Genomic DNA, 16,020 nt, shown 5'->3' with positions numbered 1-16,020 from the left:
GCCGCGTACATGCCCGGTCGAGATGCGACTCGTCGATGGGACGCGACGGGGCGACGATAGCGATTTGGCTCTCGGTTTCGAGTGGTGGAGGGGTCGTGAACACGGGTGGCATGGGCGTAGTTCACGCAAATTCAGCAAAAGTTCTTCGCAACCCCCTGGAAAAGCCTTCCCCAGCCGTGACACCGGCGCTCGGCAAGTATTTCGAAATTCGCAATCGAGTTTCGGACCTCGTAATTTTTCGCCGGGCTTATTACGATGTGCGGATTGGATTACGACGATGACTGACGAGGACACCGCAACCGGGACTCAACCGGACGCAGAGGACCGGACGATTCTGCTCATCGGAAGTGGCCCAATCCAGATTGGACAGGCAGCGGAATTCGACTACTCGGGCGCGCAGGCCTGCCGCGCGCTCCGAGAAGAGGGTGCACGAGTTGTCCTCGTCAACTCGAATCCCGCGACGATTATGACGGACCCCGAGATGGCTGACAAGGTCTACATCGAACCTATCACGACCGACGCTATCTCGGAGATTATCGAACAGGAACGCCCCGATGGCGTCATCGCCGGACTGGGTGGCCAGACGGGGCTGAACGTCACGGCTGAACTGGCCGAGGAAGGCGTCCTCGACGAGTTCGACGTGGACATCATGGGGACGCCGCTGGACACTATCTACGCCACGGAGGACCGCGACCTCTTCCGCCAGCGGATGGAGAAAATCGGCCAGCCGGTTCCGCGTTCGACGACCATCTCGCTGGAGGACGACGAGAAGGTCTCCAACATCACCGAATCGGACCTCGAAGAACGCGTCGAAGCGGCCGTCGACGAAGTCGGTGGCCTGCCGGTCATCGCCCGCACGACCTACACGCTTGGCGGGTCCGGCTCCGGCGTCGTCCACGAGATGGATGAACTCGTCGCCCGCGTCCGCAAGGGGCTTCGTCTCTCTCGCAACAGCGAGGTGCTCATCACGGAGTCCATCTCCGGATGGGTCGAACTCGAATACGAAGTGATGCGCGACGCCGACGACTCGTGTATCATCATCTGCAACATGGAGAACATCGACCCGATGGGGATTCACACCGGCGAATCCACCGTCGTCACTCCATCGCAGGTCATTCCCGACGAGGGCCACCAGGAGATGCGTGACGCCGCGCTCGAAGTCATCCGCGAACTCGGCATTCAGGGTGGCTGTAACATCCAGTTCGCGTGGCACGACGACGGCACACCCGGCGGCGAATACCGCGTCGTCGAAGTGAACCCCCGCGTCTCTCGCTCCTCCGCGCTCGCCTCGAAGGCGACCGGGTACCCCATCGCCCGCGTGACCGCAAAGGTCGCACTCGGCAAGCGCCTCCACGAGATTACCAACGAGATTACGGGCGAGACCACCGCCGCCTTCGAACCGGCAATCGACTACGTCGTCACGAAGGTTCCCCGGTGGCCCAAGGACAAGTTCACCGACGTGGACTTCGAGCTTTCGACGGCGATGAAGTCCACGGGTGAGGCGATGGCCATCGGCCGGACGTTCGAAGAGTCGCTGTTGAAGGCGCTTCGCTCCTCCGAGTACGAACCCGCCGCCGATTGGGACGAGGTATCCGACGAAGAACTCGAATCGGAGTACCTCGTGAAGCCGACGCCGGACCGTCCGTACGCCATCTTCGAGGCGTTCGAGCGCGGGTACACTACTGAAGACGTGGTCGAACTCACGGGCATCAAAGAATGGTACGTCGAGCGCTTCGGACGCGTCGTCGAGTCCGTGGCCGCCGCCTCGGAGGGCGACTTCGCCGAGGCCGCCTCTGCTGGCCACACGAACGCCAGCATCGCTGCGACAACTGGAGCGACCGTTGACGAAGTCGAACAACAGGTTCCGGGGCGCACGTACAAACAGGTCGACACCTGTGCCGGCGAGTTCGCCGCACAGACGCCGTACTACTACTCCGCGCGCCAGCCGGAATTCCTCCGCGGGCCGCTCAAGGGCGACGCCGCAGGCGACGAACTTCGTGTCGACCGCGACATCGAGAGCGTCGTGGTTGTCGGCGGTGGCCCCATCCGCATTGGACAGGGAGTCGAGTTCGACTACTGTTCTGTCCACGCTGTGCAGGCGCTCCGCGACATGGGCATCGACGCGCACGTCGTCAACAACAACCCCGAGACGGTCTCGACCGACTACGACACCTCCGACGGCCTCTTCTTCGAGCCGATTACGGCCGAAGAGGTCGCCGACGTTATCGAAGCAATCGACGCCGACGGCGTGATGCTCCAGTTCGGTGGGCAGACCTCGGTCAACATCGGCCATCCGCTCGAATCCGAACTCAAACGCCGCGGTCTCGACTGCGAGATTCTCGGTACGACCATCGACGCGATGGACCTCGCCGAGGACCGCGACCGCTTCAACCGCCTGATGGACGACCTCGGCATCCTGCAACCGGAAGGTGGCTCCGCGACGAGCGAGTCCGAAGCGCTTGACCTCGCCAACGACCTCGGCTACCCGGTTCTCGTCCGCCCGTCGTACGTGCTCGGCGGCCGCGCGATGGAAGTCGTCTACTCCGACGCGGAACTCAAAGAGTACATCGAGGAAGCAGTTCGCGTCTCGCCGGACAAACCAATCCTCATCGACGAGTTCCTCGCCGACGGCGTCGAACTCGACGTGGACGCCGTCTCCGACGGCGAAAACGTCCTCATCGGCGGGGTGATGGAACACGTCGAGGCTGCGGGTGTCCACTCCGGCGACTCCGCCTGTATGATTCCGCCGCGTTCGCTCGAGGAGGAGACGATGACCCGCGTGCGCGAGGTTACAGAGGACATTGCCAGCGCCCTCGGTACGGTCGGTCTCATGAACGTCCAATTGGCGGTCAAGGAGAAGGCAGACGGCTCGAACGACGTGTACGTCCTCGAAGCAAACCCGCGCTCGTCGCGCACTGTCCCGTTCGTTTCGAAGGCGACGGGCGTGCCGATTGCCAAACTCGCCGCGAAGGTCATGGCCGGCAACACGCTTTCCGACCTCGACGTGGACGAACAGATTCCCGAGCAGGTGTCGGTCAAGGAAGTCGTCCTTCCGTTCGACCGCCTGCCGGGTTCGGACCCGCGTCTCGGCCCGGAGATGAAGTCCACGGGTGAAGTCATGGGGACCGCGACCACCTTCGGCAAAGCCTACGAGAAGGCCCAAGCCGCGGCGAACGACCCTGTTCCGGAGGACGGAACCATCTTCGTCGACCTCGCCGACTCGGAGTTCCCCGACGCCGACAGCGAGGCCGGACAGGAGCTTCTCGATGGACTCGCCGAGTATTACGACGTACTCACGCCCGACGACGTGGACGACCTTCTTACGTCGCTCCGCGAGGGCGAACTCGAGTTCGTCGTCTCCCGCGACCGCGAGACACTCATCGACTGTGTCGAAGAGGAAGTTAGCTACTTCTCCACCTACGCCTCCGCGAAGGCTGCCCTCAAAGCACGCGGCGCAGCGGACGAAGACATCGACGTTCACCCCGTCTCCGAGCGTCCGCGCGTCGTCGCCGATTGGGGCAAGTAAGCTCGCGTTCTAGGTAGCTTCTAACCTCTCTCAACCACTCTCTGACCGTAATAGCGACATCTTCGAGCGGGGTGTGGTACACCGCTCGTTTTCTAGACGACACGACCTACCTCACAGGACTTTTGACGCGTTCACGAAGGTTATTGACTCTCGGACCCATGTGCGGATATGACACGGAAGCGCGGCCGCGTCCTCGTCGCCGGTGCGACGGGTCGGACGGGCCGACTCGTCCTCGATGCGCTGGCGGAAACGCCGTTCGTCGTCAGGGCGCTGACCCGCGACTCCAACGCGAAAGCGGACCTCCGAGCACGCGGTGCTGACGAGGTCGTCGTCGGTGACTTATTAGAACCCGGTGACGCCCGGCGGGCGGTCGCCGATGTCGATGCCGTGGTCTCGACCGTTGGCGTCGCCGCTGGACTCGACACGATTCGCGGCGACCTCGTGGATGGAGTTGGCATCGAAAACCTCGTCGATGCCGCAACTGCTTCCGGAACCCAGCGATTCGTTCTTATGTCCTCTATCGGCGTCGGCGACTCGAAAGATGGTCTCCCGCTGTCGTTGCGGGCTATTCTCACCGCCGCCGGCGTCCTCTCAGCGAAAGCGCAGAGCGAAACGCGACTTCGGAACGCGCCGCTCGACCATACGATTATCCGGCCGGGCGCGCTCACCGACGCCCCCGCAACTGGCGAGGTGCTCGTCGGTGAGGGTGGTGACTCGGTCTGCGGAAGCATCCCACGGGCCGACGTGGCGAACGTCCTCGTCCACTCGCTATTCACGAGAGAAACAGAAAATCGGACGTTCGAAATCGTCTCGCGACCGGGACTTCGCGGCCGAGCGGACCGCGTCGTCGACGTACAGTGGACACCGATTCCGCAGGACGAATCCCAAAGCGGCGAGCGCGAGCCAGCAGATTAGTTCTGCATTCGCACGTAGTTCCGAAACGCTCCGAAGCGACGGGTCTCCTAGTCGCGTTCCGAATCGCAGGCCTGCCTAGTCGCGTTCCGGACCACAGGCCTGCCTAGTCGCGTTCCGGACCACAGGCCTGCCTAGTCGAGTTTGCCGAGCGCCTCGAAGAAATCAGATGTCGGTCCGGCGAGTCGAACCGGCGAGTTAGACTGTTCGATGCGTACCTCGGTCGGCGGTGAAATCGGTTGTCGAATCCGACCGTCGCCGACGACAATTGCTGAGTCGGCGTCGGTAACGGTAACGGTCACCGTCGCATCCTGCGGGACGACGAGCGGCGGCATTCCCTCCTGCGGGGCCATCTCGGTAACGACGAGTCCGTCGACTCCCGGGTGGACGAGCGGGCCGCCCTCGCTGAGGTTGTAGGCTGTGCTGCCTGTAGGCGTCGTGACGAGGACGCCATCGGCGTTGCCACCTGAGTAGAGCGACCCATCGACGCGAATCTCTAATCCGGCACCGCCGCCGTGGCCTCGTCTCGGGCCGTGGACGACGACTTCGTTGACCGACGGTTCTATCTCCCAGTCGTCGCCGCGGGCGACGATTCGAGGGACTTCCCGAACCGACGAGGTACCGTCACGAAACGCGGCGACCTCCGATAACACTTCGTCGATGGCGTCGGCCGGCGAAACGGCGTTCAGGAACCCAACTTCGCCGAGATTCACGCCGAGGATTGGAACACCGTCCGCGCCTCTGGCGGCGTAGAGAAACGTGCCATCGCCACCGATACTCACCACGAGGTCGCACTCGTCGAACGCTTCCACGGGCAGACCGTCAACATCCAGTTCGTCGGCCGTCGCTCCATCGACGACCGCCTCGACGTCGACGCCCGAAAGCGCCTCACGTATGTCCGCTGCGAGGTATGCGGCCCGACTGTTGCCTTTCTGTGCGACGATACCGACTTTCATGCCCCGCGATTTGATGTCCCCGGGCAAAAGCCCACCGTCACGCTATTCCCCCACACGGGAAACGTTCATGACGCTTCCTTACGACCATGAGATGATGGCAGGCACGGACGCCAGCCACGCGGCCCTCTGGAGGTGGTCTCTATGAGCGAAGACGACGACTGGTTCGAGCGAGCACTCCGAGAGCGTGGCGATGGCGAGACCGATGGGGACGAGGAAGATACCGAATCAGAGGCGGCTACTGATTCAACGGCCGATGTGGGCAGCGACGACTCCGGAGCAGACTCGGGTAGCGACGGTTCTGAAGCCGACACTAACGACAGCGACGCCGACGTTCCGGATACCTCGCAGCGTGACGCCCCGGACAGCGACACGTTTTCCGACCAACCTCCCGCAGCCTTCCCGGCGGGTTCGTCAGACGACGCATCCGACCGAGATAACCTGGCAGACGCACCGGCAGACACAGCTGCGGACGCCCCGGCGGACTCACCGGACGATGTCGAAGACGACCCATTCTCGATGGACTTCGCCACGGCCTTCGAGAACGCGCCGATGCCGGAGGTGGACGACACGGAAGGTGGATTCGGTGGGCAGTCGTCCGGCGGCATGGGTGACGACTTCATGTTTGATGCGGGTGACCGACCTGACTCGCAGTCGTTCGACGACGAGGAGTTCGAATCCCAAATCGACCGTATCGACATCGGCATCGAAGGACTCGACGACATGATTCTCGGTGGCGTCCCGAAGCGGTCGCTCATGGTCGCTATCGGGAGCGCCGGGACCGGGAAAACGACGTTCGGACTCCAGTTCCTCTGGAAGACGCTCCGAGAAGGTGGCAGTGGCGTTTATATTACGCTCGAAGAAAGCCGCGAACGCATCCTCAACACCGCCGACGAGAAAGGCTGGGACTTCTCCGAACACGAGGCGGACGACCGACTGGCTATCGTCGACTTGGACCCCGTCGAGATGGCGAACAGTCTTTCGAGCATCCGAAACGACCTCCCGCGACTCATCGAGGATTTCGGCGCGGACCGACTCGTCCTCGACTCCGTGTCGCTCTTGGAGATGATGTACGACCGGCCGTCCAAGCGCCGCAGCGAGGTGTTCAACTTCACCCGGTCGCTGAAGGACGCGGGTGTGACGACGATGCTCACCTCCGAAGCGGACCAGACTAACCCCTACGTCTCTCGGCACGGCATCGTCGAGTACCTCTCTGACGCAGTGTTCGTCCTTCAATACGTCCGCCCCGACGACTTCCGCGAGACGCGTCTCGCAATCGAGATTCAGAAGATACGCGACGCCAACCACTCCCGTGAGACGAAGCCCTACGAACTCACGAGCGATGGAATCAGCGTCTACCGGCAGGCGAATATTTTCTAACCCGACTCCGCTGAAATCCTCAAAATGTGATAAAAATCGCGTGCTGAATAATACTCTCGGCTACACCCGAACCTGCGGCCTCGGTAATTAACAAAAGCGAGAGAACGGGGGAAGTAGAACGTGTCCGAGGAGAAGAATCTCGCTCAGTCGTCGGCGGGTGCGGGGTCGGCCGTCTGCTCCGGCGCGAACGCCTCGTAGTGGACGACTTCGTCGACGGGACGGCGGTACTTCTTTTCGGCCTGCAGTTCGCCGGCGTCTTCGGCGGGGATGCCCATCGTCAGGAGCATCACGGGTTCGTACTGCTCGCCGTCGATGTCGAACGCTTCGAGGACCGCATCGGGGTCGAAGCCGCCGATTGGGCAGGTGCCGACACCCTCGTCCCACGCGGCGTTCATGAGAGACATCGCAACGAGCGACGTGGAGCGAACGGTCCAGACGCGACGCTCCTGTTCGGGGAGGTCAGCCATTCCGGCGATGCTTTCGAGGACGCCGTCGCGGGCGTCCTCGTTCGGGAGGTAGCCCTTCTCCAGCATGTCGTCGGCGACGGTCTGGGCATGCGCTTCCGGGTCCTTGTTGCCGAGGATAATGACCGATGCGGCGGCACCCGTAACGTGTTCCTGGTCGTAGGCGGCCTCGCGCAGAGCCTGCTTCGTCTCGTCTTCGCGCAGGACGACGAACTCCCACGGCTGGAGGTTGTAGCTCGACGGTGCCTGAATCGCGTTTTCGAATATCGTTTCGAGCGTCTCGTCGTCGAGCGGTTCGTCGGCGTACTCGTGGATAGAACGTCGGGTTGCAACGACTTCTTCGAAATCCATTGTTCCATCTAATGGTCGACACGACAATAGGGGGTCGGAATCCGGGTGAATCCGCCGATTCCAGTATGTTCGCAGTACTCATTCCATCGATTTTACCTGGTAACATCGATGTTACTTGGTGCGATGGTGGGCGTCACACGGAGTGCGGTCACCTGACGATAGTGACCGGGACGGGCGAACGACGGACGACCTCTTCGGCGACGCTCCCGAGGAGGATGCGCGAGACACCGGTTCGGCCGTGGCTTCCCATAACGACGTGGTCGAAGTCGGCGCCATCTGCTTCTAACACCTCCACGATAGCCTTTTCGGGGCTTCCGACTTCGGTGATGTCCGCGACTGGTCGTTCGATATCGACCTCGGATTTTACCTCGGCGAACGTCTCGTTCGCCTTCCGTTTTTCCTCTTGGTACCACTCTTCGGTCCCACTGAGGGCCCGCTCTCGGAAGTCGGCATCTGCGGGGTTGATGACTTTCAACAGCGTGATTCGGGCGTCCGGCCACTCCGAAGCGGCAAAACGTAGCGCAGCGACTGACTGCGGCGACCCATCGACGGGAACGAGAACGTGTTCGGCCATATCCCCATCTACTTGGTGCTGGGACAAAAACCCGTCCTGCGGACTCGGGGTGAGACGTGCTGAGAGAACGTATTCAAGATATTCGCCACCCGTGGTACCGAAATTCTTCACGGACTCACAGCGGGCAGTATCAGTCGCCGTGGCGCGTCACACAGGTCGAAAGGCCCTTCAGTTCGACCGGCTCGGAGTTGTCCGGGGAGTAGACGACCATCTGTCCTTTCTCCATGTAGGGGACTTTGTCTTCGAGGTTCGGCGGGATGTTGACGCTCTTGATGGCATCCTCGTCACCGAGGTTGAGCACGACCTTCGTGTTCACCTGCTTGAACACGGGGTCGGCGATGTCCTGTGGGTCCTGCGTGATGAGGAACAGGCCGAGGCGCTCTTTTCGGCCTTGTTTGGCCGCCTCGGTGAACTTCTCGATGACCTTCCGCGCCTGTACCGTGTCTGCGTCGGTCAGGAAGTTGTGCGCTTCGTCCATCCCGAGCACGAGCGGCGTCTCCTTGATGCGCTGGCTCGACGGGTCGTTCGAGAGTTTGTCGTCGATGAGGAGCGCCGAAACGGCGAGGACAAACAGCTCTTTCGCCCGACTCGACGAGAGGTGGTAGGTCGGAACGACCGTCAGTCCACCGGGACGGACCAGTTCGTGGTCGAGGTCCGTAATGGGCCGGGCGTCTTGGTCGAAGACACCGTTCGGAACCCCACGAACTCTGCGTTTCACCGCGTCGAAGGTCGCTTCGTGGACGCGACCCGATTCGTGCAGTTCCTCCTTGAGCGCCGGGTCGTCGAGGAACGTCAGGAACTCCTTGTAGGTTCCGCTGTCGCTGTAGTTCCGGAAGAACCGATTCAGTAGTTCGAGAAGTGCCGGATACTGGTTGTCGTTGAGGCTGCTTCCGGCAACGAGCCACGGCAGGTCGCGCGCCATCGAAAAGGGGATGGTGAACTCCAACTGCTCTGCACGGTGGTTCGACCCCGGATACGACGACCCAGCCATCTTCGGGACGAGCGCAATCGTGTCGTCGTGGCCGCCGTGGGCGATACCCTCTCGCTCGTAGCGTCGGGCGGTTTCTGTGTCCATATCCGGATTATCGTCGTGCATCTGTGCGTACTCGTCCTGCGGGTCGAACTGCACGACGGCGGCTTGAACGTCGCGCCCGTCGTCCATCTCGTAGGTTCGCTCGCCCGAGAGATACTGTCGGAGCATGTTCTTCGAGGCGTGGGTCTTCCCCGACCCGGTTCCACCGGCGACGAGCGTGTGACGGAAGACGAGGGGGTCGCCGTCGGTGTAGTCGTCCTTCAATCGGTAGTCGATAGTCGGCGGTTGCGCCGCGGTTCGGACCTTCTCGCCACCGACCGAGAGGTGGCCGAGGAAGACGCCGTCTTCGGGAATCTTCAGTCCGGTCTTGATTTGGGTCGCGTCGTCGGCCTCACCGACTGTCGCTCCGGGTTTCGGCACGCGGTCGACCATTCGGCGCTTGAGTTCGCCGCGGTCCGAAAACAGGACGGCGATGGGTTCGAGTTCGGCCATGAACTTGTAGTCGCGCTCGACGAACTCGTCGGCCGAGCGGCGCATGGCGCGCCGTGCGTGAATCTCGGTTGCGTCGTCGGCCTGGAACTCCTGGGCGTACTCCAGGCCGACGATTCGGCAGAACAGCAGTTCGTCGTCGGGGTAGGGAACGATGAGATACTTCCCGAGTCTGACTTGCTCGCGATTCCCGGCTGTGACGTACGCTCGGAGTCTCGTCCGCTCGTGGTCTTCGGCGACGCGAAGTCCCTGTGAGACTGCAATCGAGCCAATACCTTGCTCGGTTCCGACCGGGTCGGCGTCGTACTCGTCGAACTGCAGTTCGTCTTCCGTTTGCCGGTTCGTCTCGACGGAAGCGACGTTCTCCCGGTTGGTGTCGGTGGAAGTAACATCCTCACGGCTACTCCCAGCGCCGTCTGCGGCGGGTTGCTCCGCTCGGTCGCCTCGCTCCGAGTCGTCCGGCTCTTCGGGGCCGTCGCCGCCGAAGTCGCTGAAGTCCCCCAGGTCGGTCATGTTCCAACGCTTGTAGGCGGTGAGTAAAAACCCACACGTCGCCGACGCCAGATTGCACAGCCAGTCGCATACATGTGTGTGGCATGCCATCGTACCGCCGCGTGCGATTTTTCCGTATAGCGCCCATAACTCAAAATATGCTTCTCGTCCGCGGACACGGTGGCGGCACGGCGCTCACCGGAACAATATTCGAACGAGGTGAGGAAGCGCCGACGTACCGCGGTGCCCCAAACGAAGACGCACCGTACGTATGGGTCTGCGACGAATTCTACGAGGTCGAAAGTGGCGGCTCCAAGATGGAAATCGACGGCCACTCCATCCGGGTGGCGTTCGACACGCCGCTTCCGCGCGGATTCGATACCCGCGAGCAAGCACTCGATGCGGCGAAAGAACATATCAGGACACAGTTCGCACGCATCGGCGTTCCGGAGGACGACGTTCGAATCGAGGTCGTCAGACCCGAAGAAGAGGGCTAACCCGACGGGGACGAGTGACTCACTCGAATTCGAACTCGCTTTTGCTCACTCGTCAGCGTCGACCCAGCGGATATTGTCGTAGCTCTTTACCGCGTCAGACCCGAGTTTTTCCGAGAGCTTTCGTCTGAGTGCGGCTTTTTCGCCGACGCTCACCCGTGCTAACTCGTCGGCTTTCTCGACTGCCTGTGGTGGTCCGCGAGTCGCGGCCACGTCGCGGACGATATGGTGCATCAGATTCTCCCGGCGGTCGGCGTCTTTCGTGAACGCGTAGGGGGCTTCGACCCGGTAGCACACGTCGGTTCGGGGGTCGTACAGCACGAAGAACGTGAGCGTGTATGATTCGGGGTCGAGGTTTCGCTCGACGCCGAACGCATCGCCGTCGGCGCTCATCTGTCGGTCGGACCCGCCGCGCGAGATGAACCAGTTCGTGAACGTGAGTTCGTCCGTGCGGCGGTCTTCGGAGTCGGGACCGTCGCGCCGTTCGAGCAAACTGACGAAAAACGAGGCGTCGTCTACCCACGGCGCGTTGCCGTCTCCGCTCTCGTTGAGGTGCTTTTTGACCGTGCGCACGATGTGTTTGGCACCCGGATTCTTTACGAATCCGGCGACGGGAACGTCGCGTTCGACGAACCGCTCGACGATTCGGACGTAGTTCTCGACAATCGCTTTCGGCTTCGCGTCGCGGGCGAGGTCGTTGAGTTCGGCGTCGCGGTCCCGCCAGTTCAGAAGCTCCTTCGGATACACCGGGCCGTCGAGGATGAGGAGGTCAGAGACCGCCTCCGCGTATTCGAGCGCGTGGGCGCTCTCAGCGAGATACAGAGATAGCGCGTGGACGACGCCTTCGGCGTAGCGGTTGACGCGGGGAGCGCGGAGAATCCGTTTGCGGGTGTACCCGCGGTCGGACTTCAACCACTCGTTGGTGTCGAAAATCGGAACCGGGTCGTGCGTGTGGGCGGTCATGACGATGGACCGGGCACGGTGGAGGTCGAGGTCCGATGGTTCGGCCGCCATCGCGGCGTGTGCCACGTCGAGTACGAGGCCGTTCTTGAACGTCGTCGGGTTGATAGTACCCGAATCGAGTCCGTGGACGGTCGGAAAGGGCGTCTCGGTAAGTGCAATGTCGTCCACGTTTGCGGCGTGGAGTCGCTTTTCGCCGATTGGCTCGATAATCGGCCGTCCGCCGTCGGGCGATGAGAGTGGGTCCAGCCACGACTCCCAGACCGTCCGCGCGAGGTCGTCGTAGTCGGTGTCATCGACCGAGTCCGCGATGGAACTCGCCATGGACGCGATGTCGTCCACGTGGACGGGGTCGAGGGTCATATTTCGGCGTCGTCGTGGACAGTAATATGAATTGTCGTCCGCCGGGTCGAACTCAGAGCCGAATCCAACCACTGCGGTGAGTGTCGCTCGCTCCGACAGTTCCCGGCACGCTCATATCGGTTCGTTTCCAACGATTCGCCGACGATGTCTGTCACCGCGGTCGGGTTCGACCTCGACTACACGCTCGCGGTTCCGACGCGGGACCGCGAGACGATTCTCTCCGAGGCGGCGGCGGCAGCAGGTGCTCCGCCACTGTCTCGGGAGGCGTATCTTCGGGCACATCAAGACAATCTCACGCGCGAGACGCGCGAGCCTATCTTCGAGACGCTCCTCGACGAGCACGGCTCACCCGTCGACCCGGAGCACGTGGCGACGGCCTACCGGGAACGAATCACGGACGCGGTCGTTCCCGCAGACGGTGTCGAATCGATGCTCGTCGGACTTCGGACAACCTACCGGGTCGGTCTCCTCACCAACGGTCCTGTGGTCGCACAGGAGGCGAAACTCGACAAACTCGGCTGGCGCGATTATTTCGATACAGCGCTCGTCACCGGTGCACTTCCGGCCGGCAAACCGGACGAACGGGCGTTTGAAGCGCTCCTCGATGCGCTCGGCGTCCCCCCAGAAGAGACCGTCTACGTCGGCGACAGCGTTCACCACGACATTGCTGGCGCGCACGACGCAGGACTACTCCCGGTACAGGTTCTTGGCGAGGGCTGTGACGACCCGGACCCTCGCGCAATCGCGCACATTCCGCGCGAATCGCTCCCGACAGAACTTCCGGAACTTCTCGCAGACCTCTAATTAGTCGCTCCCCTCTGTTTTATCTTCGTCTTGGGCTTCTGCTTCGTCCCCGTCTCCGTTCTCGGCTTCTGCTTCGAGTGCCGCGACCAGCGCGCGGAACGCCGGAAGGGTCCACTTCACTTGCGCGCCGTCTTCGACGAACACGAGCGTCCGCGGCGGGCGGACAGCTTTCGGTCGCACGCGGAGGTTTTCTTCGGACGCCGCGTCGGCGGTCACGTCCGGATGGGCGAGAAACTCCACGCGGGCGCGGTCGGGTTGGACGTACACTTCTGCGACCCGTTCGTCACCGGCCGCGACGGCGTAGGCGAGGGCACCGTCGTCGGTCGGTTTCACGTCGGGGTCGGCGTCGACGACCGAAAGCACCGAAAAGGCGTCTTCGTGGCCGGTCAACTCGGACGCAAGGAGCTGTGCGATACGTGTTCCGTCGGAGAGTTTGTCGACGACCATGTCGTCTCGTTCGCGGGCGGACGGTTTTGGGGTGTCGCTTCGGCGGCGGGCCAGCACCACGTCTGTCGCCTTACCGCTACTCACTCAACGATTGCTTCGCCTTCGCGACCACGTCGCCCACGCCGACATCGTTTTCGCGGGCGAAGAGAATCGCCGCGGCCTCCGCGGTCACGCCGAGGCGGGACTGGCGCTCGTTGATACCGGCGACCGCGGCCTGCTTTTCGATACCGGCGGCGACGCAGGCATCGAGCACCTGCTCGAATGCGGACTGCTCGCGGAGAACGGACGCGTCGGGTTCGAACTCTTCGGGAATCTGGACGGTCGCGGGGTCGAACGTTGCGACCACGTCGCCGTCGTCGCGTTCGACCAGCCCCCGACCCGTGGCGAGGTCGATGAGACGCTTTGCCTGGTCAGGCGAGAACCAGTCGCGGTCGAGAGACAGGGCGACGACGAACTCGCCTTCGCCGAGTCGGGTCGACCCGTGCTGACGGAAGGGGACGGCGACGGTAACGTCGAGACTCATCGGTTCGACGGCGGGCGCGGGCGAACTAAACGGTTTGTGTTGGCTTCGACGCCCCGAGGCCCCTCTTCCCCCACTCGCTGAAAGCCGTTCCGAGCGATTCAAGTACTCACCGAGGTTTTTACCCCGTATGAAGGACCAAGGACGCTCCAAGCGGAAGCGGACCGGTGGACGGCGCAAGCCGTTCCGAAACAAGAAGCGCTACCAGCTGGGTCGCGAGCCTGCCGCCACGACGGTCGGTGAACACCGATTCCAGATTATCGACTCCCGCGGTAACAACGAGAAGATCCGCGCCCTCTCGACCGACGTCGCGCAGGTCGCCGACGGTGCCGAGGTCACGCAGGCCGACATCGAAGGCGTCATCGACAACCCGTCGAACGTCAACTACGCCCGCCGGAACATCATCACGAAGGGCTCCATCATCGACACGAGCGCCGGTCGCGCCCGCGTCACCTCCCGCCCCGGTCAGGACGGGCAGGTCAACGCAGTCCGCATCGACGAGGAGTAAGTTCTCCCTCTCCGCGTCGGGTTCGGCGCGGTATTACTGTTTCAGTACGGAAAGCGGCAGCGCTGTGGTTTTGCCCGGGGTAGTGATGTAGCATTTCTGCACTGAGAGTGACCGTACTGCATCTTCATCGAGAACGACGCAGATGAAAACCCGAATCGAAAAGGAATCGAGAATGAATCGAGACCGTCGTAACAGTTTCAACTACTATCGGGACAGTGTCGCAATTCAGGGCGTCGGCGCAGCCTTCTGCAGCGCCGTTTCTGCGATGTTGCCACCGTAGTCGGCGCTCCGGGAAACGGAGTCGACGATGAGACCGAGCAGTTGTGCACGGGCCGGGTCGAGGTCACGGAGGAGTTCGTCGATGCTCCGGGCGCGCTCGTCGATAGCCTGAACGGCTTCGCGCGACTCGTTTGCCAGTCGGGTCGCCTCGCCACTGTCTTCGGCGAAAAGTGCGTCCATCCCGCCGTTGACGACCGATTTGGCCTCTTCGAACAGTTCCCAGACGGCCTCGACGATTTCCTCGTTGACGGGTTCCTCGAAGTTCAACGAGAGGTGTGCAATCTTCGTCGCGTGGTCGCCGATGCGTTCGAGTTGTCGTGCCGCAGACTGGTAGTCGAAACAGGCCTCGCGAGGCAGACCGAGTTCCTCGGCGGCCTTCGGCGTCCGAAGCGTCGCCCGGAAGATACGGGAAACGACCATCCAGAGTCGGTCTACGTCGTCGTCGCGTTGGATAACGTCGCGGGCCATGTCTTCGTCCATCTCGGCGATGGCGGCGATGGCGTCTTCGAGCATGGAAAGTGCAATGAGACGCATGCGTGTGACCGCGTTGTGAATAGAGAGTTCCGAGGAGTCCAGCAGGTCGCGGATGACGACTCGGTCGCGGGTCTCTTCGAGGACTTCCAACCCGACGAGGCTCTGTGTCGCCTCTCGGATGGTTCGGCGCTGGTCGGTCGTGATACGCGAACTCTCCAGCGCGATGATGTCGAACCCGCTCACGTACATCGTCATGACCGCACGCGTGAGTTCGTCGCCTTCGAGGTTTGTAATGTCGAGTGTACCCTCAGTACGTTCTTCTTCGGACCGGGGAGTCAAGAACAACGAATCGCCCTCTGGGTAGAATTCGACTTCGCTCCCTGCAGAGACGCCGTTCTCGGTCGCCCAGTCTTTGGGGATGGAGACGGTGTAGGTGGAACCACCGGTCACCTGCACCTTTCGGGTTTCGACCATGAATGATGGTCATCATCTTCACACAATAAAACTGTCTATCTCTATATACTGACCACGGGAATTACCGCGAGCGAAGATATCATATCAGAGACGCTGAGAGATGGTGGGCGTCTCGGCAACTCTGGAGCACTCCTTCACACTGTATATATGCCGTAAACCGGCTGTACTGAGCCGAGGCACGACACCAATTGACACTCACCCGTCTAACGGTTATTCGAATATCGGCGAATATAGCCGCCTGTGTCCACGACCCGCGGATAGCCACGGTCCACATAGCAAAACGTACCACTATATATTTGTCATAGCAGGGTATTTACGGACAAATCGGCTCCACAACGTTGATGACGCGTAACTCGGAAGGTGTTCTTTCGCGGCGCAAATTCCTGATTGCATCGGGTGCTGCTGGCCTCACGGGCCTTGCTGGTTGTACGGAAAACAACAGCGATGGCTCGGACGGCGGCGAATCCGGTGGAACGGAGCAGTCGGGTGACGAAGGAAGCCAGGAGCTGTCTGGAACCGTCGA

General features: G+C 62.1%; 15 protein-coding genes and 1 pseudogene. 7 read left to right on the top strand and 9 right to left on the bottom strand.

The window, feature by feature from the left end; genetic code table 11:
- Positions 1-112, bottom strand: a pseudogene (locus tag QT222_RS18065) (S66 family peptidase); the annotation flags it as partial.
- 165 nt (positions 113-277) lie between these two features.
- On the opposite strand from QT222_RS18065, the gene carB reads away from it, so the two are divergent.
- Positions 278-3,526 (top strand): carbamoyl-phosphate synthase large subunit, encoded by a 3,249-nt coding sequence (carB, locus tag QT222_RS18060; RefSeq protein ID WP_491477971.1) that lies wholly within the window; start codon positions 278-280, stop codon positions 3,524-3,526.
- Between the two features lie 168 nt (positions 3,527-3,694).
- The gene (locus QT222_RS18055) at positions 3,695-4,441 is read left to right on the top strand and encodes an SDR family oxidoreductase (protein ID WP_491477970.1); all 747 of its coding nucleotides are present in this window, start codon (positions 3,695-3,697) and stop codon (positions 4,439-4,441) included.
- A gap of 131 nt (positions 4,442-4,572) precedes the next feature.
- Here QT222_RS18055 and QT222_RS18050 read toward each other — a convergent pair whose 3' ends face one another.
- Positions 4,573-5,394 carry an NAD(+)/NADH kinase gene (locus QT222_RS18050; RefSeq protein WP_004059781.1) on the bottom strand — a complete coding sequence of 274 codons (822 nt, stop codon included), beginning with the start codon at positions 5,392-5,394 and terminating at the stop codon, positions 4,573-4,575.
- A gap of 141 nt (positions 5,395-5,535) precedes the next feature.
- Between QT222_RS18050 and QT222_RS18045 the strand changes: the two genes are divergently transcribed.
- Positions 5,536-6,771 carry a KaiC domain-containing protein gene (locus QT222_RS18045; RefSeq protein ID WP_004059782.1) on the top strand — a complete coding sequence of 412 codons (1,236 nt, stop codon included), beginning with the start codon at positions 5,536-5,538 and terminating at the stop codon, positions 6,769-6,771.
- A 143-nt stretch (positions 6,772-6,914) separates the two neighbouring features.
- On the opposite strand, the gene QT222_RS18040 is transcribed toward QT222_RS18045, so the two are convergent.
- The 3 genes from QT222_RS18040 to QT222_RS18030 form a co-directional block, all read right to left on the bottom strand.
- Positions 6,915-7,586 (bottom strand): nitroreductase family protein, encoded by a 672-nt coding sequence (locus QT222_RS18040; RefSeq protein WP_004059783.1) that lies wholly within the window; start codon positions 7,584-7,586, stop codon positions 6,915-6,917.
- 148 nt (positions 7,587-7,734) lie between these two features.
- A complete protein-coding gene (locus QT222_RS18035; RefSeq protein ID WP_004059784.1) occupies positions 7,735-8,160 on the bottom strand; it encodes a universal stress protein in 426 nt (141 codons plus the stop codon).
- A gap of 130 nt (positions 8,161-8,290) precedes the next feature.
- Positions 8,291-10,195 carry an ATP-binding protein gene (locus tag QT222_RS18030; protein WP_491477969.1) on the bottom strand — a complete coding sequence of 635 codons (1,905 nt, stop codon included), beginning with the start codon at positions 10,193-10,195 and terminating at the stop codon, positions 8,291-8,293.
- 137 nt (positions 10,196-10,332) lie between these two features.
- Between QT222_RS18030 and QT222_RS18025 the strand changes: the two genes are divergently transcribed.
- Entirely contained in the window at positions 10,333-10,671 is a 339-nt protein-coding gene (locus tag QT222_RS18025; RefSeq protein WP_004059786.1) for a DUF7113 family protein, read from the top strand.
- 45 nt (positions 10,672-10,716) lie between these two features.
- On the opposite strand, the gene QT222_RS18020 is transcribed toward QT222_RS18025, so the two are convergent.
- Complete coding sequence (locus tag QT222_RS18020; RefSeq protein ID WP_491477968.1) at positions 10,717-11,991, bottom strand: DNA double-strand break repair nuclease NurA; 1,275 nt, start codon at positions 11,989-11,991, stop codon at positions 10,717-10,719.
- 144 nt (positions 11,992-12,135) lie between these two features.
- Here QT222_RS18020 and QT222_RS18015 point away from each other — a divergent pair, with 144 nt between their 5' ends.
- Positions 12,136-12,795, top strand: coding sequence for an HAD family hydrolase (locus QT222_RS18015; RefSeq protein WP_004059788.1), 660 nt, complete (start codon positions 12,136-12,138; stop codon positions 12,793-12,795).
- On the opposite strand, the gene QT222_RS18010 is transcribed toward QT222_RS18015, so the two are convergent.
- Entirely contained in the window at positions 12,796-13,242 is a 447-nt protein-coding gene (locus tag QT222_RS18010) for a DUF7993 family protein (protein WP_004059789.1), read from the bottom strand.
- A gap of 76 nt (positions 13,243-13,318) precedes the next feature.
- Positions 13,319-13,765: a DUF2240 family protein gene (locus QT222_RS18005; RefSeq protein WP_004059790.1), complete on the bottom strand. Its 447-nt coding sequence runs from the start codon at positions 13,763-13,765 to the stop codon at positions 13,319-13,321.
- A gap of 127 nt (positions 13,766-13,892) precedes the next feature.
- Here QT222_RS18005 and QT222_RS18000 point away from each other — a divergent pair, with 127 nt between their 5' ends.
- Complete coding sequence (locus QT222_RS18000; RefSeq protein ID WP_004059791.1) at positions 13,893-14,270, top strand: 30S ribosomal protein S8e; 378 nt, start codon at positions 13,893-13,895, stop codon at positions 14,268-14,270.
- A 225-nt stretch (positions 14,271-14,495) separates the two neighbouring features.
- On the opposite strand, the gene QT222_RS17995 is transcribed toward QT222_RS18000, so the two are convergent.
- Positions 14,496-15,497 (bottom strand): phosphate uptake regulator PhoU, encoded by a 1,002-nt coding sequence (locus tag QT222_RS17995; RefSeq protein ID WP_004059792.1) that lies wholly within the window; start codon positions 15,495-15,497, stop codon positions 14,496-14,498.
- A gap of 341 nt (positions 15,498-15,838) precedes the next feature.
- On the opposite strand from QT222_RS17995, the gene QT222_RS17990 reads away from it, so the two are divergent.
- A partial coding sequence (locus tag QT222_RS17990) for a twin-arginine translocation signal domain-containing protein (protein WP_491477967.1) occupies positions 15,839-16,020 on the top strand: 182 nt, incomplete at its 3' end.

Source organism: Haloferax sp. s1, assembly GCF_058382125.1.
The sequence above is the reverse complement of the archived record's forward strand: the minus strand, read 5'-3'. Positions and strand labels throughout refer to the sequence as shown.